Raw genomic sequence first — 22,130 nt, 5'->3', positions numbered from 1 at the left:
CTTGGGGCAGGGATCAAGCGGCTGTCAGCGCCTGCCCTGCCTGTTCTGCTAGTCGGCAAAGTCGATACCTTTCGCCCGCGCCCGTTCGCGGGCGTTGGGATTCACCGATGGCCGGAAGGGAACTTCCACCACTTCCGCCTCAACATCGGTTGAGCCGTCTGCAGCCGCGTACTCCACCGGCAGGTGCACAGTCAGACGGGTGCCGACAGTGCGCAGGTCAAACGGCACATAGGCCAGAGCAATGTTGGTCTCCAGTTCCGGCGAGTACCAGGGCGATGTGACGTAGCCCTCGGGCTCACCACCACCAGGCCCACTGATCAACCAGAAATCATTGGCGTAGTCAGTCACCGGACTGCCGCCGAAGCGGATACCCACCATGATGTGGCTGAAGGGCGGGCGCCCGGCATCAATCTGCTCGCGAACCTGCTCCAGCTTCTGCTTGCCGATGTAATCCGCCTCCTTGTTGCGCGGAACCTGGTAGGCCAGGGCGCACTGGAACGGCAGGGTTTCCTGGTCTACGTCCTGGCCCCAGGAAAGAATGCCCGCAGCAATGCGACGGTGGTGCGCGGGGGCAATCACCCTCAGGTTGTGCGGTTCGCCGGCGGCAAGCACCGTGTACCAGAGATCCTCGGCGTACTTGGTGGCTTCTTTCAGGTAGATCTCGTAGCCCTTCTCGCCGGTGAAACCGGTCTGGGAGACGATCACGTCATGGCCGGCAACCTGGCCTTCCATCAGTCCGTAGTAGGGAATATCCCTCACTTTTTCACCGAAAAGATCGACCATGAGCGCTTCCGATTTCGGGCCCTGGATCTGGACGGGGGCCACATCAATCTCGGCAATACTGACGTTGAAGCCCATGCCGATGTTCACGCCCCGCATCCACAGTTCCAGATCACTGTCGGAAAGCGAAAACCAGAATTCGTCTTCGGCGACCCTCAGCAACACCGGGTCGTTGATGATGCCACCCTCCTCGTTGCAGAGGATGACGTACTTGCCGCGCATGGGTTTTATCCTGGTGGCGTCCCGGGTGATCACGTAGTTCACAAAGCGTTCCGCATCCGGGCCCTTGACCTGGATCTGGCGCTCTACCGCCACGTTCCACATGGTTACATCATTGATCAGGGACTCGTATTCCACCATGGCACCCCCGTCTTCAGGACGGATATAACCCCGGGGGTGGTACATACGGTTGTAAACGGTTGCCCGCCAGCAGCCGGCCTCGTAGGACAGGTGCCAGTATGGCGACTTGCGGACCCGCGTGGAAATCAGCATCTCTACCGGTGTCGGCCCGGACTGGCGCAGGTTAACGGGAACACGCCGATCAGCCTGATCGACGCTGCCGGGTTGGCGCGCGGCGCCCGCCCGTTGTTGAGGATATTCCTTGAGTGCGTGTTCGAATTTAACGGCCATTGCTATCTCCCCCCTTACCGGGTTGTTGATAGCTCTAATGTGGCCCTGTTTAAGGTTATCGGGTTGAACCAATACGACACTGGCGCAACCAAAAACGTCAGAGGAGGGAAACCCTCCCCTCCTCGGTGCCAGCCTCTCAGTCGTGGGGGATCGGGTCCGGATTGCGGTCCCAGCCCACCATCACCAGGGTGGCCACCACACCAATCAGAAGACCAATCCAGGGCTCAAAGAACGCCAGGGCCGCACCTATCAGCACCACGGTGCCCCGGGAAGCATTATCCCTGGGAATGGACATGGCAATGTAGGCACAGGCAAAGCCGGTGAGAACCAGGGTGAGTGAGAGGGCGATGCCCAGCAGCGGCTTGAGCCCGGTCAGCAGGGGCAACAGGAAATAGATAAAGGGCAGCCCCATCAGATAGTAGGACGCAAGCCCGCTGTGCAGACTGCCCATCGCCTTTGGTCCCTGCTTCCAGCGCTGCACCACAATTACGTGAACCCCAGTCCAGACCGCACCCTGGGTGGGGAAGAACGGTGCAAAGAACCCCATCAGCGCATTACGGATCGACAGTGAAAAGTGGGTGCGATTGAGGTTGATATCGATATGCTCATCGGTGCGGGTTTTCATACCGTCCCGCAGCACCTCATTACCAGTGACGATATCGCCGAACAGAATAATGTACGCAATCAGAGCCAGTGGAACGCTCTGGGCGATCATCTCCAGGCTCGGCCAGCCATTGACCAGCGGCGATGCCTTGGCAACCGCCTAGGCCAGCGGCGGGACTATAAAGCCCCACTGGATATCGAAGCTGACCTCTCCAACGAATGGCCCCACCATGGCGGCAATCAGGAAGCCCGGCAGCAAACCGAGGGCACCCAGCATGAAAAAAAAGCGGTTGCGGGCCTTCAGCTTCTGCATCGGCACCGAGAAAGTAAAGATCAGGCAGATGGCGCAGGCCAGAGTGGTGGCAATGGGCTGCTCCAGCAGAAAGCGCTCGGCATCATCAATAAAGACGCGTTTGAGAGCTGCAATGGAGGCGCCGAGGATGATGCCGGCCTTGAGGGTATCCGGTAGCCAGATCACGAATCGCCGCCCCAACCCGGTAATGCCGAGGATAAACACCAGCGAGGCAAACACCAGGGACAACGCCGTCATCGCCTGGAAACGCGTTGACGGATCTTCGTAGCCGCCAATGACAAAGGCCAGGATCAATGGCAGGGCCGGCGTTATCCAGCCGCCGGCATAGGGTTCACCAAAAATGATCACCGCCGAGGCAATCAGGAAGGCGTGGACCATGGACAGGGCCACGGCTTCTTCGAAGCTCAGGCCGAAGTAGGCGGTCATCACCGGAATCAGGGCCAGCCCCGTAGCGGCCGACACCAACAGCCCCTGCAGGAATTCCGACCAACATAACCTGGTGTGATAAAAAGGTACGCGAAAGGTAAACGGGCCCCATCGCCAGCCCGCCAGCTCTTGTCTCTCTGCCATCTCGGATTATCCGCTTGTGATTATATTTGTAGTGACCTGAGTATGGGAAGGGCTGGGGTATTCCGCGAATGAATTTTTCTGATTGCCCCGGATAAACCGGATTGATGCCGATCAAGAGCTGGACCACTGGATGCATACCCATCCGACGATTTAGACTCGTCATCGTTTTTCTGCCTGAAGGGAGCCCATGAAGCATATTGTTGCGGTTTACGGTACGCTGAAGCGCGGTTACAGCAACCATCACCTGCTCGACAAGGCCTGCTATATTGGGCCGGACACGCTCACCAGCCTGACCCTCTACGATCTGGGTCCTTATCCGGGAGCACTGGCAAAACCATCCACTGGAGTCAGCGTTGAGGTTTACGCCATAAATGGGCCATTACTGGCGATGCTGGACGAGCTGGAGGGCTATGACCCGGGTGCTGACAAGGCAAGCCTGTACCAGCGCAGAAAGATACAGACCCGTCACGGCCTTGCCTGGGTCTATCTCTACAACAGGCCCGTCCGGAGTCGCCAGCGGATCGCCGATGGCAGCTGGTAGCGCCTTAATGAACCCGATCAACCCGTACGCGCAACCAAGGAGCAGTCGTTGACACTGACCACCCCCGCCCTGTTATTTCCTGCTATTTCGCTATTGCTGCTGGCCTATACCAACCGCTTTCTTGTGCTCGCCCAGCTTATCCGCCAGCTCAAGCAGATGGATACCGAGGAAGATCATGCCCTGATTGCCCGGCAGATCAGCATGCTCCGCAAACGCATCGTACTGACAAAACGTATGCAGACTTATGGTGTGCTGAGCTTTTTCGTGTGTACGATGTCGATGTTTGTGCTGTTTCTGGGCGCTCAGCTTGCCGGCGCCATCGCGTTCGGATTAAGCCTGGTACTGCTTTCCATATCACTGCTGTATTCGCTGTATGAAATAGTGATCTCAACCAATGCCATCAACGTTGAGCTTCAGAGTTTTGAGGCGAGGAAACAGGGGGAAGCGGAAAAGCGGGAATAACAAATTCTTCCAGCAGCGCGTTCTGACGCTGCATGAAAGACGGAGATGCCGGCGGCTGTGGGTCAGACGTCATCACCACGGTCATGGCCAGACCGGGAAAGACGTAAAGCATCTGCCCGCCGTAGCCACGACCATAATAAGCACGGTGCCCACCCAGGTCGGTCACAAACCAGCCATAGCCGTAACGGTCGTCGGTGTAGCTGGAGGTGCCGCGCTGCGTCCAGGACTGATCAATCCATGCTTTTGAGAGCAGCTGTTCCCCGTCGTGCACTCCGTCGTTGCGGTAGAGTTCTCCAATTTTCAGCAGCGCCATGGGAGTCAGGCGCATGTCGTTGCCACCGAAATAGATGCCCTGGGGGTCCTTCAGCCAGGGACGGATGCGGATGCCAAGCGGCTCACCCAGCCAATCTCGGGTAATGTCCAGAGTGCTGCGCCCTGTGCGTTTGGTGAGCGCCGCGGAAAGCAGATGGTAGCTGCCGGTGGAGTAAAGCATGTCACCGCCCGGCTCCGCCACAAACCGGCGGCTGAGGGCGTAATCCACCCAGTTATCGCTGTTGACCCACTCACCGTAAAACCGTCCGGAAGTTCGCTGAAGGCCGGCCTGCATGGACAGCAAATGGCCAATGGTTACCTCACTGATCCGGTCGCTGGCGTTTTCCGGGACTGCCAGTATGTCGGCAATGGCCTGATCCACTCCATCGAAAACACCACGGTCGATGGCGATGCCAACCACCGCTGACAGCACTGTCTTGGAGAGGGATTTGATGTTGGCGGGCTCATCAAGCTCTGGCCCACGGAAGACCCGGGAAAACACAGGTTCGCCGTCCACAGCAACCACCAGGCTATGAAGGCGTTCAAGCCCGGCCGCTTCATCGGCGAGCCCGGGAAACAGGGGCGCTGACTCCTGCGCTGCGGCAACTGCGGTAAAAACCATCAACGGTGCCAGCAACAGAATGGTGGTCAAGCCACGTAACAGCCTGGTCACACCTCCCCCCTTTTTACCCGGTACATGTCGATGTCTGCATGGCGAATCAGTGCTTCACGGGTCTCACCGTTTTGCGGGTAAACGGCAACGCCGATACTGGGGATCAACGTCAGATCCGCCGCGGACAACTCATAGGGCTCACTGAGCGAGGCTCGTACTTTTTCAGCCACACTGAAGGCATCGTCCGGTTGTTTGATGGCATAAAGCAGCACGATGAACTCATCGCCACCGAGGCGGGCAACCGTGTCGGAGGCGCGAACACATTGAGCCAGCCGGTCAGCCATCGTCTGCAGAACTTCGTCACCGGCCGAGTGACCGTAGCTATCATTGACCCCCTTGAAATCATTCAGGTCCAGATAAAGTACCGCCAGATAACTCCTGTCTCTGGCCGCCCGTTCCAGCGCTTTGTGAATCCGGTCCATGAACAGGCGACGGTTGGGCAGCCCGGTCAACTGATCGTAATTGGCCATGAACTCCAACTGAGAATGCATTTGCTTGCGATCCACCGCTGCCGCGACCTGTACCCTGACAAATTCCAGCAGCTCTCTGTCCGGATCTGAACAACATCTGTCGTCAACCTGCTTTTGCTCCTCGATTGCACCCAATACTTCCTCTGAAGAGGCCAGCGGCACCCCTTGCCAATCATGGATTGGCGAGCCCAGCGCCGCGAGCAGATCATCCACCACCTGGTGAATGCGCAGGTACATCGTCGAAAGGCTGTCCGAGCTGTTCGCTGCTTCTGAAATCGCATACATGGCCGCCTGCATGGCTTCCGCTCGTCTGCGTCCGGTAACATCCCGTGCTACCGCTACCCGGACCTGCTCTTCCTCGGACCAACGGGCCGACCACATGATCTGTGCAACCGAGCCGTCCTTGCGAACATAGCGGTTCTCGAAACTGGGTTTCAGCTCGCCCTGCAATATCTCCTTCACCGCCTGCCGGGTTTTGTCCCTGTCTTCCGGATGAACAAAATCGAGAATAAGCCGACCAACCATCTCCTCCGGCTGATAGCCAAAAACCCGCTCACTGGCGGCACTGACATACCGGACATAGCCATCGCGATCGACCACGCAGACGGCATCCAGCAGCAGGTCTATGAAGCTCTCCGGCGGGATTGCGGTTTTCATTGCCTACCGGCTACCCCATATCCTGGCCACGGCACTGTCACTACCCAACAGGCCCACCACAAAGCAGACCAGGCTGATGACAAAAAACAGAACAATGGGAAGAATGGCGCTGAATGTTTGGGCAAAGACAGAGAAGAACAGTGACACACCTGAAAGCACCAGGAACAGGAAACCCACGACCAGAAGTATTTTCCGGTGGGACGGACGATAACCCTCTGCATTCCCGCCCTTTTCAAAGAAAACGAGAACGGGCCAGAATACCTTACGCAAGACATCTTTCACTTATAAAACCTCTCAGATTTATAGGGCCAGCGACGTTTACCCCCTAGGTGACAGGAACCTCACGGGGACTGACGATGGCCAGTGTAACCGTTGCCTTGGAGACCAGCCGCATGTCATCAGGGGTTCCGCAATAGACTTCAGACTCCACCACCGTCAGGGAAGAGCCGGCCTTGAGCACCGTGGCAACACAGTCAAGGTGCGTGCCCTTTGCGGATCTCAGCAGCTTCAGCGAGAAATCGGATGTCAGCACGATCTGGCCGGGCTTTGCCATAGAGGCGCCCGCTGCGCCGGCCGTGTGGTCAGCCACAGAGGCCTGAACCCCAAAATGAACAAAACCATCCTGCTGCAGATGTCTGTTCTCAAGCACCAGTCGGGAGCGGCACTCCCCGGATTCGATGGAAACCGGCTCGAGGCCGAGATCGGCAATGAATGGTGCCGATGAGAATATTCGTTCTACTTCGTTTTTATTGTGCTCCTCCACCTGGCCTCCTCCTGGTCCTCGTAAAGGCATTGATGACATGCCCCGAAATCTTACCGGAATTTCCCGGCATTGGTGTGGCAAATCTCGTCACGACGCAATCAGCGGAAACCACTCCAGGACCCGGTAGACGGATCCGTACCTGCCCTGAGTGCTTTCAAACAGCGCAATCCGGTTCACCGTAAACGAACCTGCCACTAGCGTATCAGGGTCCCGCAGCAGATCGGCGACGGACCCTGGCGCTTTTTTGAAGCGGGCCAGTGTGATGTGGGGCTTGAAGCTGCGCTTTTCCGGCCCGAATCCGGACGCTGCCAGTCTCTGGTTGAGCGCGCCATGCAATCGGGCCAGTTCCGCCACCGGCTGCACCCCCGCCCAAAGATTTTTCGGGCAGTCAGGGTGGCCAAAACAACCGACCCCTGCCACGGTAAGATCAAAAGGCTTGACCGGTAGATTCCGCGCGGCCTGGCAAATATCGGAAAGCTGTTGTGCTTCCACGCTGCCGAGGAACGCCAGGGTCAGGTGCAACTGATCCGCATGCTGCCAGCGCGCACCGGCCACGGGCTGCTGTATCGACAACAACCGCTGCTTTATTGACTCCGGAATTTCCAGCCCAAAGAACAGGCGCAGCTTTGCTGTCTTATTCAACGCGCACTCCAAACCATCCCGGAAAGCGGCGCAGGCAGTACAGGGCAATCAGGTCGTATACGCCGTGCCAGACCATCACCAGAACCAGGCTGTCTGTCAGTGCATAGGCCGTACCCAGCACCAGACCCAACCCGGTCGCCACCATGAAATAGGTAAAGGAGAGATAGTGTACAAGCCCGAACAGCACCGAGGCGGCCAGGATTGCGACCGATGCGTGCATATGCTGGGCCAGCCAACCCTGTATCGCACCCCGGAACAGCAACTCCTCCCCGGCGCCAGCGAGGGCCGACAGGGCAATCAGTACTGGCCAGGAATAGTCACGGGCAAACCGGTGCAGTTTCTCCAGCTGGGCTTCCAGCTGATCCGTGAGCAAGCCGGGCAGCCGGGTAAGCATCATGATCACGACGTAGGTCGCCACACTGCCGGCCACACCCCAGAAAACGGCGATGCCGGGGCTTAGTCCGTCGTAACTGACGGGAATTCCGAACAGCATGATGGCTGCCAGGCCCACCACACCGATTGCACCCTGAAACAGCAATGCCGAAGCTGGCGAAATCTGCGGACGCTGTGCGGCCCTGGTCACTCAGCAGCCCGCTTGCCAGGCGGCATCACAACCCATTCTGGATCTTCGAATTCACCAATCGGCGTAATCTCGCAAAAAGGCGCAGCGCTGCGAATGATGCTGGCGACCTCCGGGTTGTGCTGCCCTTCCATCGCGTCCCTGTCTGCCTTGCTGTCCCAGCTGGCAATGGCAATCAACACATTGGGGTCATCGATCTTCCGGTGCAGCTCCGTGCCCCTCGCACCCGGCGCCTGCTGTATAATCTCGCTGGCCCGAACCCAGGCATCGGCGTATTCCTCCGCGGAGTGCCCTTCCCGGACGCGAACCTCAAAAATGTATTTCATCAATTGCCTCCCATGTGGGCTTTTCCTGTTGCCAAGGCAGACTCTACCCTGCTACCCCGCTGCAATGAAACTGCCCACCCTACCCGGATGATTCAGCCCGCACTGGAGCACTTTCATTGGCGCCTATCAAAATAAACTTGCCAACCCCGTGAATATAAGAGTACAGTGCCTCTCGTAGGAAAGATTTAGCACAGCAGTTCACGAATAAGACGCATCTCGATTGATTTAGGTAGTTGCCCGTCCTGTTTTTGATTCCGCGCGTTTTTTGTTTCCGCACAACGCTGATCAGTCATCATTTCAGATGGTCTGACGGCACATTAAATTATCGAATTCAGGATTATGATTATGTCTACAACTACCGGTACTGTTAAGTTTTTCAACGAAGCAAAAGGTTTCGGCTTTATCACTCGCGAAAGCGGCCCGGACGTCTTCGTTCACTACAGCGCAATTCAAGGTGGCGGTTTCAAGACTCTGGCTGAAGGCCAGCAGGTCGACTTCACCGTTACTGAAGGCCAAAAAGGCCCGCAGGCAGAAAACGTTGTTGCTGTTTAAATAACAGCCAGCACGTTTGAAAAAGACAGCTTCGGCTGTCTTTTTTTGTGCCTGTAATTTGCCATTTTGTTCTGGATCAATAACGGGTACTTTGGCTTTGACAGTCTGGCCATGCATTGAGATTCTGGAATAGTCAGTTCGGATTGATCATATTCTGGACACACCTGGAGATAATCATGTACAGCAAGATACTGGTGCCGGTAGATCTGGCACACAAAGACAAGATAGCAAAGGCACTGGACACCGCCATTGATATTGCCAAGCACTATCAGGCCAAGATCAGCTATGTGACCGTGACCAATACAACGCCCTCAGAAGCAGCACATAACCCTGAAGAACTGGCCGAAAAGCTTGCCAACTTTGCCTCCGAGCAGAGTCAGTCTCATGGGGTGGAAACAGAGAGCCAAGTCATAAAATCTGCCGACACCGCTGTTGAGCTCGACAAAAAACTCCTCAAGGTGATCAAGGATTCCGGGGCGGACCTGGTTGTCATGGCCTCCCATGCTCCCGGCATCGGCGATAAACTGCACTTCATTCACTCCAATGGCGCGGATATCGTCAAGCACAGCGACATCTCTGTCTTTATTGTTCGCTGAAGGCGATTCAGAAGTGAAAAAGGCAGCCTCCGCTGCCTTTTTAGCACATCCTACTGGCCATGATGGTAGCGCCTAATAAGTCACCTCGTGGCGGTCGAAGATTTCCTCTATCTCTCTGCGTTCTTCCGCCGGCAACATGACCCTGATGACCTGCTCGTCGTGGTCTATATAAATATTTTCCTGGGGAATTCCCGATCCGACCAGGTCGTCCCAGACGTTCTTGGCCTGGTCTTTTGAAGTGAACTTTCCATTCAGCGCTTTACTCATCAGACTAGTCTCCAGGTAGTTGGTATACATTCTTGAGAATAGAAGAGGATTGGATACCTGTAAATTACTGAAAGAAAGACTCACGATGACTCTATGGTCACCAGGGCAACTCTTCACCATTGCTGTGCCAGAATGAACCGGTGTTCTCCAGATTCAGCCCCTCAATCCTTGCCGCGAGTCCCTTCGCCGACTCCTCGGGACTGATCAGCCCGCCAAAATTCACCATGCGAGTCTGGACATAGCCGGGATGAAGCTGGGCGACCGCAATCCCCTCCGGTTTAAGATCCATGGCCAGGGACTTGCCAAAGGCGTTCAGTGCCGCCTTGGACGCGCGGTAGCCGTAACGACCGCCGGAATCATTATCGGCAATGGAGCCCATGCGGCTGGTAATATTGGCTATCCTGCCTCCCGCGGGGATCTGCGGCGCCAGGGCTTCCGCCACACGCAGCGGTGCGTAGGCATTGACTTCCATCTGGGTACGGATAGAGTCGAAATCGATGCTGCCCAGCTTTTCATCCTGCAGCAGGCCGGCGTTGTTGATCAGCAGCTCGATTACTTGCCCCTTCAACTCGCCCGTCAGTTTGCCGATGCCGCTGTCGGTGGTTACATCCACGCCGTCAATGATCCTGGCAGCCACCGCCTGCAGCTCTGCAGAGGCTTCCCGGCATACGCCAATCACGTTACAGCCCTCACCAGCGTAATGACGGGCAAGCTCAAGACCGATGCCACGATTGGCGCCGGTAATCACAACGGTTCTGTTATCTGACATAAAAACCTCCTGGTCTGTGTTAAAGATTCACCGATCCTGCTCGGTGGACACCCACTCCCGCTCGAAGTGGCCAAGCATTACCATGATCACCAGCGCCAGACCGGTCACCATCCCTGCCAGGTAGAAATTGTTAATACCGGCAGAAACCCCGATTGCCCCTGCAAGCCATATCGAGGCACCCGTGGTAATACCCTGAATCTGCCCGCCACTGCGAATAATACTTCCGGCACCGAGAAAACCGATGCCGCCAACCACACCCTGAACCACACGGGTCGGATCTATGCGGGCAGAAGGGTCACCCTCTGCCGTCGCAAACAGCACACTCATACCAATCATAATGAAGGTTGCGGAGCCCAGTGATACCAGCATGTGGGAGCGCAATCCGGCGGGCTTGCCACGCAGTTCCCGCTCCAGTCCCAGAAACAGCGCCAGGCCTGCTGCAACAGAGAGACGGAGTAGCATATCCAGAGGGGCAATTTCAGTTTCCATGACTTGCCTTAAAGACGTTTTGGTTAATGGACGACGCCAGTCAAGGTTAAGCATAGCATCGCAGACCTGCTTGCTTTCAAACCGAAATCCCCGCACCAATTTCTTGCGGCTTGCGGTTGCTGGCAATGCGGAGCCTGGTGACGGCTGCGGATACGAATTACACTGTCAGCCCACCAACCCTATGCAGCCGGAGCCCCACCAATGCTGATCTACACCCTCTGCATGCTGGCTGTTATCGGGTTCTCGGTTTTCTACCTGTTTTTCTACCGGGGCTGGCGGCGGGAGCGGCAACTGCAACAGCCCTTCCCGACCTATTGGCGGGAAATACTCCAGTCCCGGTTACCCGTCTATGACAGGCTAACTCCGGAATTGAGACAGCGGCTTGAACAGCACATACAGCTTTTCCTGGCGGAAAAATCCTTTTACGGCTGCGATGGGTTTGAAGTGGACGACACCGTGCGCCTTACCATCGCAGGGCACGCCTGCCTGCTCATCATTGCCCGCAACTTCTCCGACTTCGACGAGGTAAACAGCATTCTGGTGTATCCGGACGCCTATCATGTCAGGGATATCGAGAGCGACGGAATCGTGGTCAGCGAGAGCAACCAGATACGCTCCGGCGAAGCCTCAAGCCACGGCCAGGTAGTGCTGGCGTGGGCACAATGTGAGGAAGGTGCGGTCAATCCTGCCGGGCAGCATAATGTCATCCTCCACGAATTTGCCCATCAGCTGGATTACCTGGACGGCACTGCCGATGGCTCGCCTCCTCTGAGCGGCGAGCAGGCCCGCCACTGGCAGGAAACCATGACCCGGGCCTATGAGAATCTGCGGCACTCGCTCCGCCACCACCGCAAGCCCTGGCTGGACCCTTACGGCGCCACCGAGCCCGCCGAGTTCTTTGCCGTACTGACAGAAGCCTTCTTCCAGCAGCCCGACCATCTCAAGGCAGAGCAACCAGAGGTATACAAGGTATTACGGGGGTTCTACCGGTTAGACCCGGTGACCCTGACGCGAGTCGAGGCACCGGTTGGTCAGGGATTATGATGATTGACTGCCGTCGCCCCAGGCGCGGGCCATGACCAGATAGCTGAAAGATGCCGACCAGGTAATCATCATGAAGCCCACCAGGGCCTCTGTGCCAGCCAGAAATCGGACATGGCCGGTTGCAGTCAGCTCTCCCCATCCCACCGTGGTGTATGTAGCCGCGGAGAAATACACACTATCCAGCAAGCTGAGGTGGGCGTAGCCGTCAATGGCACCCAGGCCATCCTGATCCAGCAGGTACCAGAAGGCGACACCGAATAGCCAGATTTCCACCACATGGGCGATCAGCAGCACGAACATGTTTGCGAGTATGATCGGCCGGTTTCGGAAAGTCCTTGATGACGAGAGTTTCTGACTGGGACGAAAACGGTTCAGCAGCTGCAGGACCTCAAAATGGAAGACGACAACCAGACCAACCACCAGCGATGTTACTGATACGACAATCAGTTCGCCGCCCACTAGAAACTCCCCCTTTGCCCAGATCTCGCTTTCATGAGTAGTACCATTACCCGCGCACGCCCAACCTGTCTAGATAAACGTGAAGCTCCTGTTCACTGATATTAACGTGTTCCACCACCCGACCATAGAGCATCACCGTCGGGACATTGCGGCCGTTCAGCTCTCGCTGGGTTTCCTGCAACACATACAGAATTATGCGCTCGGTGCGGGTAAGACCGTCGCGCGCATCCGGGATGGTTTCCAGCAGGGTTTCAAGTTCCTGAGGGCTCAAAGTCAATTCAGCACACGCCTTTTGGTTTTTGGCTTACACCCGGAATGTCAGAAGGTCCCAGCCTGTTCTAGTATAGAGAAGTCTATAGGAATAGATTGTGTTGTACCTCCATCGGCTGACTCACTCCATCGATGTCTATGGACAGGAGCCAATTCATGGCAAAGGCCTATCACATGGACAGAGCAACCTCCGGCCCACCAGTTTTCCACACTTCGGAGCTGACCAAGACATACCAGCAGGGGGAGGTCGAAGTACAGGCCCTGAGGGGAGTGAACCTTGACCTGTATTCAGGCGAACTGGTGGTAATGCTCGGCGCTTCAGGCTCTGGCAAGTCCACCCTGCTCAATATTCTTGGCGGGCTGGATGTGCCTACCAGCGGCGAGGTGAAATACCAGGACATCGACCTGACCCGGGCGAAAGACCGGGATCTGACACGTTATCGTCGGAACTATGTCGGGTTCGTGTTCCAGTTCTACAACCTGATCCCCAGCCTGACTGCACGGGAAAACGTTATCGCCGTCACCGAAATCGCCCGCGACCCCATGAGCCCGGAGGCAGCGCTGGAACTGGTGGGGCTGGAGAAGCGCATGGACCACTTTCCCGCCCAGCTTTCGGGCGGCGAGCAACAGAGGGTCGCTATCGCCCGGGCCATTGCCAAGCGCCCGGAAGTGCTGCTTTGCGACGAGCCTACCGGCGCCCTCGACTCTGCCACCGGTGCACTGGTTCTGGCAGCGCTGGATACCGCCAATCGCGAAACCGGCACCACCACCGTGATCATTACCCACAACGCTTCCATAGCGCAGATGGCAGACCGGGTGATTACGCTATCTGACGGCACCATCAGTGGCGAATACCGCAATACAACGCGGCAGGATCCGCGGACCCTGAGCTGGTAGCGCCATGCCAATCTTTCATGCCAGCGCCCTGCACACCAAACTACGCCGGGAACTATGGCAGATGCGGGGCCAGACCCTGGCCATCGCCCTGGTAATCGCCGGTGGCATCGCCGTCTGCTTGCTGTCGCTGGTGAACTACTCGTCGCTGACCGCCACCCGCGCCCAGTACTATCAGGAACACCAGTTTGCGGATGTGTTCGCCACCCTGAAACGTGCGCCCCGGCATGTACTCCAGCGGGTGGCAGACATACCTGGTGTAACCCGCATCAATGGCAGGGTGGAAGGCGTCGCCAAACTTGAAGTACCCGGATTCAGCGATCCTGCATCCGCGCGTCTGGTTTCATTGCCGCCCGAAGGACAGCCGGACGTCAACCGGGTTTACCTTCGTCACGGGCGACTGCCCCACGCGGCGCGCGGCGATGAGGCAGCCGTGATCGGCAGTTTTGCCGACGCTCACGATCTGCGCCTGGGTGACCGCCTTGGGGCCATCATCAATGGCCGGCGCCAGAGCCTGACTGTTGTGGGCATTGTTGAATCACCGGAATTCATTTATGTCATTCCTCCAGGCGGAATGTTGCCCGACTACGAACGTTACGGGGTGCTCTGGATGGCCCGGGAAGCACTGGCCTCGGCCATGGACATGCGCGGCGCTTTCAATAGCCTGGTACTGCAGGTCGACCCGGCGCTGCCGGTTGCCGGTGTCATTGATCTGCTAGACCGGTTGCTGGCGCCTTACGGCAGCACAGGCGCCTACGCCAGGGAGGAGCAGTTTTCCCACCGTTTCCTGAGCGACGAACTGAACCAGCTGAAAACCATGGCGGTGATATTCCCCTCCATCTTCATGGCAGTGGCCATGTTTTTGCTCAATGTCGTGATTACGCGGCTGATCAGCACCCAGCGGGACATCATTGCGGTATTGAAAGCCTTTGGTTACAGCAACTGGCAGATTGGCTGGCACTACAGCCAGTTGGTAATCACCATCGCCTTCATCGGCCTGCTGATCGGCACTGCGGCGGGCATGTGGCTGGGCCGGGCTCTGGGCGAGTTGTACATGGATTTCTACCGGTTTCCGAAACTGCTGTTCAGCATCAGCCCCTGGTGGGTATTACTGCTCGGTGTACTGACCCTTCTGGTGGCTCTGCTCGGGGGCTGGCGCGCCATTCGCAGTGCTGCTGCTCTGCCCCCGGCCGAAGCCATGAGGCCGGAAGCACCGGCCAGTTACCGGGTAACCATCACCGAACGCATGCTGTCCTGGGTCCGCTTCAGCCAGCCGTCACGCATGATAGTACGGCAACTGGCACGGCGGCCGGCCCGCGCCGCAATGTCTGTAACAGGCATCGCCATGGCAACAGCCATAGTGATGGTGGGCAACTTCCAGTTCAGCTCGGTTTCGCTGATGGTGCACACGCAGTTCGCCCGGGTTCAGCAACAGGACCTGACAGTCAGCCTGACCGACTCGGTTCACCAGTCTGCCATGTATGGCATGACGCGGCAGGCGGGTGTGAGGTACACCGAGGGCCGACGTGTTGTGACGGTAGAACTGGTCAATGATCACCGGCAGTGGCGAACCGCCCTGACCGGCATCCCTGATGACGCCCGGTTGCAGTTCGTGGTGGACCAGCATCTTAACCAGGTGCCCATACCTCCTGCCGGTCTGCTGCTGACTGACTTCCTGGCAGCAGAGCTGGGGCTCGCCGCTGGCGACACGGTTCAGGTGCAGGTTCTGGAAGGCCACCGCCCGGTGCTGGAGCTGCAGGTTGCCGGAGTAACCAGCGAGTTTCTCGGCGTGGGCGCGCACATGAATCTGGCTGCAATGAACCGCACACTGAAGGAAGGTCCAGTGGTCAACCAGGTATTGATGAACCTGGATCCAGCGCAGGCGGAAACCGTTTATCGTGACCTGCGGGACACCCCACGGGTCATGGCCATCAATGTCCGCCAGGCCATGCTGGACAGTTTCTTCGAAACACTGGCAAAAACCTTTCTCACCTATACCCTGGTGATCAGCCTGCTGGGCGGCATCATCGCCTTCGGCGTCATTTACAATACCGTGCGCATCTCACTGGCAGAACGCGGGCGGGATCTGGCAAGCCTGCGAGTGCTGGGCTACAGCCACAACGAAGTGGCCCACATTCTACTGGGTGAACTGGCCATCCTGCTGATACTTGGCATCCCTCTGGGCTGGGCCATAGGCCACGGGCTGGCAAGCCTGGTGGTCACCATGATGCAAACCGAGCTGTACCGGGTACCGTTGATCATCACCGGTAGAACCCTGGCCCTGGCAGCCAATGTGGTGATCGTGTCTGCCCTGGCATCCGGCTTCATTACCTGGTGGCGCTTACGTAAACTGGACCTCGTGGCAGTCCTGAAAACCCGGGAATAATCAGACAGGAAAATCATTAATGGTGGAAGGTAAGCGTATTGCGGGTAAGTGGCTGTTCTGGTCTGTGCTGGGAGCTCTGGCCATCGTTGTGTTGGCCTATATCCTGCGGCCTGAACCCGTCTGGGTAGACTTGGCAACCGTGCAACGCGGGCCCATGGAAGTCACCATCCTGGAAGAAGGCAAAACCCGCGTGAAAGACCGTTACGTTGTATCTTCACCCGTGACGGGTTACCTGCAGAGAGTGGAGCTCGACGTTGGCGACCGGGTCATTCCAGGTGAGTTATTGACCGAAGTGGACCCGATGCCAGTGAGCGTTCTGGACGCAAGAAGTCGGGCCGAAGCAGAAGCAAGAGTGGAAGCCGCGCGCTCGGCACTGAACTCTATCCGCCAGAAAACCCAGGCAGCCGAGGCCGACGCCGAACTGGCTGAAACAGAGTATCAGAGGCTGCTCACCCTGGACCGCGCCGACTTCGTGTCGGACGAACGCCTGCAACAGGCCCGCTCTACCGCCGCCCGCAACCAGGCGATCCTGCGGTCAGCCCGCTTTGATGAAGAAGTCGCCGCCCACGAGCTGGAAGCCGCCAGAACCCGACTTGAGATTTCCGCAACGCGGTCTGAGGGCGAACAACCGGCCGAACGGCTGGCAGTCAGGTCGCCCGTCAGCGGCAGCGTTCTGGGCCTGCTACGCAAAAGCGAAGGTGTCATACAGGCGGGCGAACCCATCCTGGAGCTTGGCGACCCGGGTGCCCTGGAAGTCGTGGTGGATGTCCTGAGCTTTGACGCCGTAAAACTGGAACCCGGCGTTAAAGCCCGGCTGAACGGCTGGGGTGGCACCCCGCTGGGGGCCGTGGTTCGCCGGGTTGAACCCGTTGGATTCGAAGACATCTCTGCCCTTGGCGTGGAAGAGCAGCGGGTCAGGGTAATAGCAGACATGGTCACCCCGCGCGAGAACTGGGAAATGCTGGGAGATGGTTACCGCGTGGACGCCGAGTTCATCCTCTGGCAATCAGCCGACGTGCTCCAGGTGCCCGCATCCGCCATTTTCCAGAGCGCTGGCCAACCCTCGGTCTTTCTCGTTGACAACGAGCTTGCTGTGATACGGGCAGTGAAAACAGGCCGCAGTAACGGGCTGATGACCGCCGTGGAAAGCGGACTGAACGAAGGCGACCAGGTCGTCCGTCATCCCGGCAGGGAGTTGAGCGACGGCGACCGTATCCGTTCCAGGTAGCTTATCAAAAACCGATCATTGGCAGTTCTGCCACCCAGTCGATCATGGGCGTGGGGTAGACCCCCAGCATCAGGACCAGCACTGCAACAACCAAGAGCGTTAGCCCGCCTATCCGGTTACCCCAGTCGTTAGGGGCGTCCATCCGGCGCATACCGGGTTCCGGCAGGTAAAGGGTGACCATAACACGCAGATAATAGAACAGGCCGATGGCGCTGCCGGCCACGATACCGCCCACCAGCCACCAGCGACCATCGGAAACGCCCAGGACCAGTACGTAAAACTTGCCGATAAAGCCGGCGGTGAGCGGGATACCCGCCAGGGACAGGAAGCTCACCGTCATCACCGCCGCCAGCCAGGGCCGGCGCCAGAACAGGCCACGATAATGGTGCAGCCCGGCTGCGTCTTCACCCCCGAAAGGACTGGACAGTTGGGTGACCACACCGAAGGCCGCCAGGGTGGCGATCAGATAGGTTACAAGGTAGACCCCAACGGTTTCTGCGGCCAGCGTGCCCCCCACGACGATCGCCACCAGCAGGTAACCGAAGTGGGCAATGGATGAGTACCCCAGCAGACGCTTGAGGTTCTGCTGGAACAACGCCAGCAGGTTGCCGCCCAGCATGGTCAGCAAAGCCAGCACTGTAATCAGGACCCGCAGCCAGTCACTGTCAAAGACGGGCGCGGTCATCATCAAACGTACCACCACCACAAACACCGCCAGTTTGCTGACCGTAGCCAGGAAAATCGTGGCCGGGGCGGGCCCGCCCTGATAAACGTCGGGGGTCCAGAGATGGAAAGGCACGATGGAGAGCTTGAAGCCCAGACCGACCAGCATCAGCACGGCCCCGGCCAGGCTCCAGACATCCGGGCTGGTGACCAGCTCCGTTGCCAGGCCAACCAGATCAAGGCTACCGGTGCGGGCATAGACCAGCGCCATGCCGAACAGCAGGAAGGCGGTGGCAGCAGCCGAGAGAATCAGGTACTTGATGCCTGCTTCCAGCGACCTTTCCGCCCGGTAGCTGTACGCCAGCATGCCGTAGAGCGGCATCGACAGCAGCTCCAGACTGATGAACAGGGTAGCCAGGTGATTGCTGGCCACCAGCCCCAGCGCTCCGGTGACGGCGCACAGCAGCAGCAGATAAAATTCCTCCCTGGGGCCGATATAACCGGCCAGGTAATGGTGACTCAGGGCCACCGTCACCAGAGCGCAGAGCAGCACCAGCACACTGCCCATTATGGCCAATCCGTCCATGATCATCAGCGGCGGTGACGACTGGGCCGCTGAGGCCAGCGGCATGCTCAACAGGGCCAGCACGAGACCAGCGGCGGACACGATTGCCGTTGCCGCATGGTACCGTTGCCAGGCAATGCCCAGCATTACCACAATCGCGGTGGCGGCGACGATGATCAGCGGCAGAATGGCCATCAGGTTTGCCAGGGTCAGCATCAGTTCACCTCCCCTGCCCGGACTGCCAGTTCTGCACTGCCAGTGAACAGTTCAGCCACCGGGCCGGCCACGGCTGCGGTGGTATCCAGCAGGGGCTGCGGATAGAGCCCCACTGCCAGTGTGAGCACCAACAGCACCAGCATGATGCCGTACTCCCGCCTATCAGGGCCCGCCAGCAGGCCCGAACGGTATTCGGAACCGAAGTGCACCCGCTGCATCAGCAGCAGCGAATAGATGGCCGCCAGCACCAGCCCGATGCTGGCGACAACCACCACCATCGGTGCGCCGGGAAAGGTTCCGAACAGGATCATGAACTCGCCCACGAAGTTGGCTGTGGCAGGCATGCCCAGGGAGGCCGCCACGAAACACAGGGTAAATCCGGGCAACACCGGCAGGCGTCCCCAGAGCCCACCCATGACGCGCATGTCACGGCTATGGATGCGTTCGTAAAGCTGGCCACTGAGTATGAACAGGGCAGCGGTGGAAAAGGCGTGGGCGACCATCAGCACGATGGCGCCCTGGATCGCCAGCTCCGATCCGGAATAGAGTGCAATCAGCACAAAGCCCATATGGGAGACACTGGTGTACGCGATCAATCGCTTGATGTCCTGCTGCCCGCACGCCAGTACTGCACCGTAGATGATACCAACCAGCCCCAGGAACATCGCCACCGGAGCGAAAGCCGCGGACTGTTCCGGAAACAGCGGCAGGGCAAACCGCAGAATGCCGTAGGCGGCCGTTTTAAGCAGAATGCCCGCCAGGTCAACGCTGCCGGCAGTCGGCGCCTGGGCATGGGCATCGGGCAGCCAGCCGTGGAAGGGCACCACCGGAAGCTTCACCGCAAAGGCGATAAAGAATCCAAGCATCAACCAGAAAGCCAGAGGCTCTGGCACGTCAGTTCCACGCAGGGTGTCGTAGCCGAACGACAGCTCCCCGGTGTTTGAGTAGTGCACGAAAACCAGCGCAATAATCGACACCAGCATCAACAGGCCACTGGCCTGGGTGTAGATGAAGAAGCGGGTGGCTGCGCGGATCCGCGTCTGCCCTGCCGAACCGCTGTGCCCCCAGAGCGCAATCAGGAAGTACATGGGCACCAGCATCATTTCCCAGAACAGGAAGAACAGGAACAGGTCCAGGGCCAGGAATACGCCTACCACGCCGCCGAGGATAAACAGCAGATTCAGGTGGAAGAAACCCACCCGGTCGGAAATTTCCTGCCAGGAACAGAGCACCGCGAGCAAGCCAAGAAAGCCGGTCAACGCCACCAGGACCAGCGACAGGCCGTCCATGGCGAGATGAATCTCGACGCCGAAACGGGGAATCCAGGGCGCCCGCCATTGCAGAAGCCACTGGCTACTATTGGCACTTGCCGGAGCGAAGTCCCCGGTAAGCCAAACCACCACGCTGATCACCAGCACGAACAGCATGGTGCCAAGGGCAATCCAGCGTGGCGCCTGGTGACTCCAGCGCTCGGCCTGCCAGCACAACAGGCCGCCGATAAACGGGATCAGTATCAGCCACACCAGGATCATACGGCCCCTCCCTGCACCAGAGCCAAGGTCAGCAGGATCGCCGTGGCGCCAAACACCATCACCAGGGCATAGCTTCGCACCCGGCCATTCTGGCCACGCACCAGGCCGGCGTTCAGTGCCCGTGCCACCAGTGCCGGCAGGTTCATCATCAGGTTTATCAGATCGACCCGCAGGTATTTCACCGTCAACTGCCAGGGCCGCACCAGGATCCGGTCGAACAGGGCATCAAAACCCCAGGCGCTGTGCCAGAGTCTCCAGAGACTGTTACCGAAGCCCTGGCGAACCGTTTCGTCAAGCCAGCGGCGCTGCCACAGGAACAGCCACGCCGCCAGCAGCAGACCGGCGAAGGCAGCTCCCATGGCCAGCACCTGCAAGAGGGTATGGCCGGTGTCGGCCGCCTCTCCCGGCGAGGCGGGAAACAGCCCACCGAGCCCCGGATAGAGCCACGCCCCGACAAAGGTTGAGCAGATCGCCAGCACGACCAATGGCAGGTGATGGGTGAGCGGATTCACGCCCGCCTCGGGATCGCGGACATGATCGCTGGTTGGCCCGCCATGACCGGGTTCGCCATGAAACGTGCTCAGGATCAGCCGCACGGTATAGAGACCGGTCAGCACGGCACCCAGCAGGCCGGCCAGCAGCAGCCCGGTCTGGTCCGCGGCCATGGCCTGCCACAGAATTTCGTCCTTGCTGAAAAACCCGGCGGTGGCCAGTGGTAGCGCCACCAGCGCAGCGCCGCCGACAAGGAAGCCACCGTAGGCGACCGGCAGTTTGCGCCAGAGCCCACCCAGGCGGCGCATGTCCTGCTCATGGTGACAACTGATAATCACCGCGCCGGCGGAGAGGAACAGCAGCGCCTTGAAGAACGCGTGTGTCACCAGGTGGAAAATGGCCGCATCAAAGGCCCCTACCCCCAGCGCCAGGAACATGTAGCCGATCTGGCTCATGGTGGAGTAGGCCAGTACTCGCTTGATATCGGTCTGGGCGAGGGCCGCGAACGCCGCCAACAGCAGGGAAACCGCACCAATCACGCCCACCAGCAGCATGACGTCAGGTGCCAGCAGGAACAGCCCGTGCAGACGGGCAATAAGGTAAACACCGGCGGTAACCATGGTGGCCGCGTGGATCAACGCCGACACTGGCGTCGGGCCGGCCATGGCATCTGGCAGCCAGGTGTGCAGCGGCACCTGGGCCGACTTGCCGAGGGCGCCACCAAGCACCAGCAGTGCCGCCAGGTTGGCAGTGGTGCTGCCCTGTGCCCAGGCCTGCGGCGCCAACTCCAGCACCGTGCGGATATCCAGGGTGCCAAGCTCCATGAAGATCAGGAACAGCCCCAGGGCCAGAAACACATCACCGATGCGGGTCACCACAAAGGCCTTGAAAGCGGCCTGACCGTTGGCGTGGCTGCGATAGTAATGGCCGATAAGCCCATAACTGCACAGACCGACACCTTCCCAACCCAGGAACAACAGCAGCAGGTTGTCCCCGAGCACGAGCAGTAACATGCTGAATACGAAAAGGTTCATCCAGGCGTAAAAACGGGTAACCCCCTCCTCTCCTCTCATGTACCAGGCCGCAAACAGGTGGATCAGAAAGCCGACGCCGGTGATTACCGACATCATCACCAGCGACAGGCCATCGACGGCCAGACCGATGGTAGGCTGAAAATCCCCTACTGCAATCCAGTTCCACAAGGTAATAACAGTGACGCTTTCGCCGCCGGGGGGTGTCATCACCGCCCACGCCGTGGCCAGAGCCGCCAGTCCCACGCTGCCGACACCAATGAACGAACTCGCCCGCACACCCAGTCGACCGGCGGAGAGTGCAAGAATCAGGGTGCCCGCCAGGGGAAAAACAAACGAGAGTATTAATGCCATT

The 22,130-nt window shown here is 58.7% G+C and carries 26 protein-coding genes; 8 read left to right on the top strand and 18 right to left on the bottom strand.

Annotated features, from left to right (window positions below):
* Nucleotides 1-48: 48 nt before the first annotated feature.
* The 3 genes from DIT71_RS12755 to DIT71_RS18025 all read right to left on the bottom strand — a co-directional run bounded on the left by DIT71_RS12755 (nucleotide 49) and on the right by DIT71_RS18025 (nucleotide 2,896).
* Complete coding sequence (locus DIT71_RS12755; protein ID WP_114613596.1) at nucleotides 49-1,410, bottom strand: glycine cleavage T C-terminal barrel domain-containing protein; 1,362 nt, start codon at nucleotides 1,408-1,410, stop codon at nucleotides 49-51.
* Nucleotides 1,411-1,546: 136 nt separating this feature from the next.
* Complete coding sequence (locus DIT71_RS18030; protein WP_199491012.1) at nucleotides 1,547-2,125, bottom strand: hypothetical protein; 579 nt, start codon at nucleotides 2,123-2,125, stop codon at nucleotides 1,547-1,549.
* A gap of 48 nt (nucleotides 2,126-2,173) precedes the next feature.
* Entirely contained in the window at nucleotides 2,174-2,896 is a 723-nt protein-coding gene (locus DIT71_RS18025; protein WP_199491011.1) for a hypothetical protein, read from the bottom strand.
* Between the two features lie 187 nt (nucleotides 2,897-3,083).
* On the opposite strand from DIT71_RS18025, the gene DIT71_RS12745 reads away from it, so the two are divergent.
* Nucleotides 3,084-3,437, top strand: a complete 354-nt coding sequence (locus DIT71_RS12745; protein WP_114613595.1) for a gamma-glutamylcyclotransferase family protein — start codon at nucleotides 3,084-3,086, stop codon at nucleotides 3,435-3,437.
* Nucleotides 3,438-3,485: 48 nt separating this feature from the next.
* Entirely contained in the window at nucleotides 3,486-3,899 is a 414-nt protein-coding gene (locus DIT71_RS12740; protein WP_114613594.1) for a DUF2721 domain-containing protein, read from the top strand.
* Here DIT71_RS12740 and DIT71_RS18210 read toward each other — a convergent pair.
* The 7 genes from DIT71_RS18210 to DIT71_RS12705 all read right to left on the bottom strand — a co-directional run bounded on the left by DIT71_RS18210 (nucleotide 3,838) and on the right by DIT71_RS12705 (nucleotide 8,322).
* Complete coding sequence (locus DIT71_RS18210) at nucleotides 3,838-4,884, bottom strand: serine hydrolase domain-containing protein (RefSeq protein WP_227538095.1); 1,047 nt, start codon at nucleotides 4,882-4,884, stop codon at nucleotides 3,838-3,840. The genes DIT71_RS12740 and DIT71_RS18210 overlap by 62 nt on opposite strands.
* A complete protein-coding gene (locus tag DIT71_RS18205) occupies nucleotides 4,881-6,011 on the bottom strand; it encodes a GGDEF domain-containing protein (RefSeq protein ID WP_114613593.1) in 1,131 nt (376 codons plus the stop codon). The genes DIT71_RS18210 and DIT71_RS18205 overlap by 4 nt, the downstream gene beginning before the upstream one ends.
* 3 nt (nucleotides 6,012-6,014) lie before the next feature.
* The gene (locus tag DIT71_RS12725; RefSeq protein WP_114613592.1) at nucleotides 6,015-6,293 is read right to left on the bottom strand and encodes a DUF2721 domain-containing protein; all 279 of its coding nucleotides are present in this window, start codon (nucleotides 6,291-6,293) and stop codon (nucleotides 6,015-6,017) included.
* 43 nt (nucleotides 6,294-6,336) lie between these two features.
* A complete protein-coding gene (locus tag DIT71_RS12720; RefSeq protein ID WP_114613591.1) occupies nucleotides 6,337-6,774 on the bottom strand; it encodes a PaaI family thioesterase in 438 nt (145 codons plus the stop codon).
* A gap of 87 nt (nucleotides 6,775-6,861) precedes the next feature.
* Complete coding sequence (gene thpR, locus DIT71_RS12715) at nucleotides 6,862-7,416, bottom strand: RNA 2',3'-cyclic phosphodiesterase (protein WP_227538094.1); 555 nt, start codon at nucleotides 7,414-7,416, stop codon at nucleotides 6,862-6,864.
* On the bottom strand, nucleotides 7,409-7,999 hold the full coding sequence (locus DIT71_RS12710; protein WP_227538093.1) for a CPBP family intramembrane glutamic endopeptidase: 591 nt from the start codon (nucleotides 7,997-7,999) through the stop codon (nucleotides 7,409-7,411). The genes thpR and DIT71_RS12710 overlap by 8 nt, the downstream gene beginning before the upstream one ends.
* A complete protein-coding gene (locus tag DIT71_RS12705; RefSeq protein WP_114613590.1) occupies nucleotides 7,996-8,322 on the bottom strand; it encodes an antibiotic biosynthesis monooxygenase family protein in 327 nt (108 codons plus the stop codon). Before DIT71_RS12705 ends, DIT71_RS12710 begins: the two co-directional genes overlap by 4 nt.
* 345 nt (nucleotides 8,323-8,667) lie before the next feature.
* Between DIT71_RS12705 and DIT71_RS12700 the strand changes: the two genes are divergently transcribed.
* Together DIT71_RS12700 and DIT71_RS12695 are read left to right on the top strand one after the other, a co-directional pair.
* Nucleotides 8,668-8,874 (top strand): cold-shock protein, encoded by a 207-nt coding sequence (locus DIT71_RS12700; protein WP_027831301.1) that lies wholly within the window; start codon nucleotides 8,668-8,670, stop codon nucleotides 8,872-8,874.
* 176 nt (nucleotides 8,875-9,050) lie between these two features.
* Nucleotides 9,051-9,470 (top strand): universal stress protein, encoded by a 420-nt coding sequence (locus tag DIT71_RS12695; protein ID WP_114613589.1) that lies wholly within the window; start codon nucleotides 9,051-9,053, stop codon nucleotides 9,468-9,470.
* A 72-nt stretch (nucleotides 9,471-9,542) separates the two neighbouring features.
* On the opposite strand, the gene DIT71_RS12690 is transcribed toward DIT71_RS12695, so the two are convergent.
* From DIT71_RS12690 to DIT71_RS12680, 3 genes are all read right to left on the bottom strand, one after another.
* On the bottom strand, nucleotides 9,543-9,737 hold the full coding sequence (locus tag DIT71_RS12690; protein WP_114613588.1) for a hypothetical protein: 195 nt from the start codon (nucleotides 9,735-9,737) through the stop codon (nucleotides 9,543-9,545).
* Between the two features lie 97 nt (nucleotides 9,738-9,834).
* Nucleotides 9,835-10,506 carry an SDR family oxidoreductase gene (locus DIT71_RS12685; RefSeq protein WP_114613587.1) on the bottom strand — a complete coding sequence of 224 codons (672 nt, stop codon included), beginning with the start codon at nucleotides 10,504-10,506 and terminating at the stop codon, nucleotides 9,835-9,837.
* Nucleotides 10,507-10,533: 27 nt separating this feature from the next.
* Nucleotides 10,534-10,995 (bottom strand): MgtC/SapB family protein, encoded by a 462-nt coding sequence (locus tag DIT71_RS12680; RefSeq protein WP_114613586.1) that lies wholly within the window; start codon nucleotides 10,993-10,995, stop codon nucleotides 10,534-10,536.
* 201 nt (nucleotides 10,996-11,196) lie between these two features.
* Between DIT71_RS12680 and DIT71_RS12675 the strand changes: the two genes are divergently transcribed.
* Nucleotides 11,197-12,039: a M90 family metallopeptidase gene (locus tag DIT71_RS12675; RefSeq protein ID WP_114613585.1), complete on the top strand. Its 843-nt coding sequence runs from the start codon at nucleotides 11,197-11,199 to the stop codon at nucleotides 12,037-12,039.
* On the opposite strand, the gene DIT71_RS12670 is transcribed toward DIT71_RS12675, so the two are convergent.
* The gene (locus tag DIT71_RS12670; RefSeq protein ID WP_114613584.1) at nucleotides 12,034-12,498 is read right to left on the bottom strand and encodes an ion channel; all 465 of its coding nucleotides are present in this window, start codon (nucleotides 12,496-12,498) and stop codon (nucleotides 12,034-12,036) included. The two genes, DIT71_RS12675 and DIT71_RS12670, sit on opposite strands and share 6 nt — an antisense overlap.
* A 46-nt stretch (nucleotides 12,499-12,544) precedes the next feature.
* Nucleotides 12,545-12,775 carry a hypothetical protein gene (locus DIT71_RS12665; RefSeq protein WP_227538092.1) on the bottom strand — a complete coding sequence of 77 codons (231 nt, stop codon included), beginning with the start codon at nucleotides 12,773-12,775 and terminating at the stop codon, nucleotides 12,545-12,547.
* Nucleotides 12,776-12,924: 149 nt separating this feature from the next.
* Between DIT71_RS12665 and DIT71_RS12660 the strand changes: the two genes are divergently transcribed.
* From DIT71_RS12660 to DIT71_RS12650, 3 genes are read left to right on the top strand one after another with little or no spacing between them, the layout of a single operon-like run.
* The gene (locus tag DIT71_RS12660) at nucleotides 12,925-13,665 is read left to right on the top strand and encodes an ABC transporter ATP-binding protein (protein WP_227538091.1); all 741 of its coding nucleotides are present in this window, start codon (nucleotides 12,925-12,927) and stop codon (nucleotides 13,663-13,665) included.
* A 4-nt stretch (nucleotides 13,666-13,669) separates the two neighbouring features.
* The gene (locus DIT71_RS12655; RefSeq protein ID WP_114613583.1) at nucleotides 13,670-16,048 is read left to right on the top strand and encodes an ABC transporter permease; all 2,379 of its coding nucleotides are present in this window, start codon (nucleotides 13,670-13,672) and stop codon (nucleotides 16,046-16,048) included.
* A gap of 19 nt (nucleotides 16,049-16,067) precedes the next feature.
* Entirely contained in the window at nucleotides 16,068-17,276 is a 1,209-nt protein-coding gene (locus tag DIT71_RS12650) for an efflux RND transporter periplasmic adaptor subunit (RefSeq protein ID WP_114613582.1), read from the top strand.
* A gap of 4 nt (nucleotides 17,277-17,280) precedes the next feature.
* Here DIT71_RS12650 and nuoN read toward each other — a convergent pair whose 3' ends face one another.
* The 3 genes from nuoN to nuoL are packed head-to-tail and all read right to left on the bottom strand — an operon-like array spanning nucleotide 17,281 to nucleotide 22,129.
* On the bottom strand, nucleotides 17,281-18,720 hold the full coding sequence (gene nuoN, locus DIT71_RS12645; protein WP_114613581.1) for an NADH-quinone oxidoreductase subunit NuoN: 1,440 nt from the start codon (nucleotides 18,718-18,720) through the stop codon (nucleotides 17,281-17,283).
* Complete coding sequence (gene nuoM, locus DIT71_RS12640; RefSeq protein WP_114613580.1) at nucleotides 18,720-20,252, bottom strand: NADH-quinone oxidoreductase subunit M; 1,533 nt, start codon at nucleotides 20,250-20,252, stop codon at nucleotides 18,720-18,722. Before nuoM ends, nuoN begins: the two co-directional genes overlap by 1 nt.
* Nucleotides 20,249-22,129: an NADH-quinone oxidoreductase subunit L gene (nuoL, locus tag DIT71_RS12635; protein ID WP_199491014.1), complete on the bottom strand. Its 1,881-nt coding sequence runs from the start codon at nucleotides 22,127-22,129 to the stop codon at nucleotides 20,249-20,251. The genes nuoM and nuoL overlap by 4 nt, the downstream gene beginning before the upstream one ends.
* Nucleotide 22,130 lies beyond the last annotated feature (1 nt).

Origin of the sequence: Marinobacter vulgaris (assembly GCF_003344045.1) — a bacterium.
Taxonomy (GTDB): Bacteria; Pseudomonadota; Gammaproteobacteria; order Pseudomonadales; family Oleiphilaceae; genus Marinobacter; species Marinobacter vulgaris.
The sequence above is the reverse complement of the archived record's forward strand: the minus strand, read 5'-3'. Positions and strand labels throughout refer to the sequence as shown.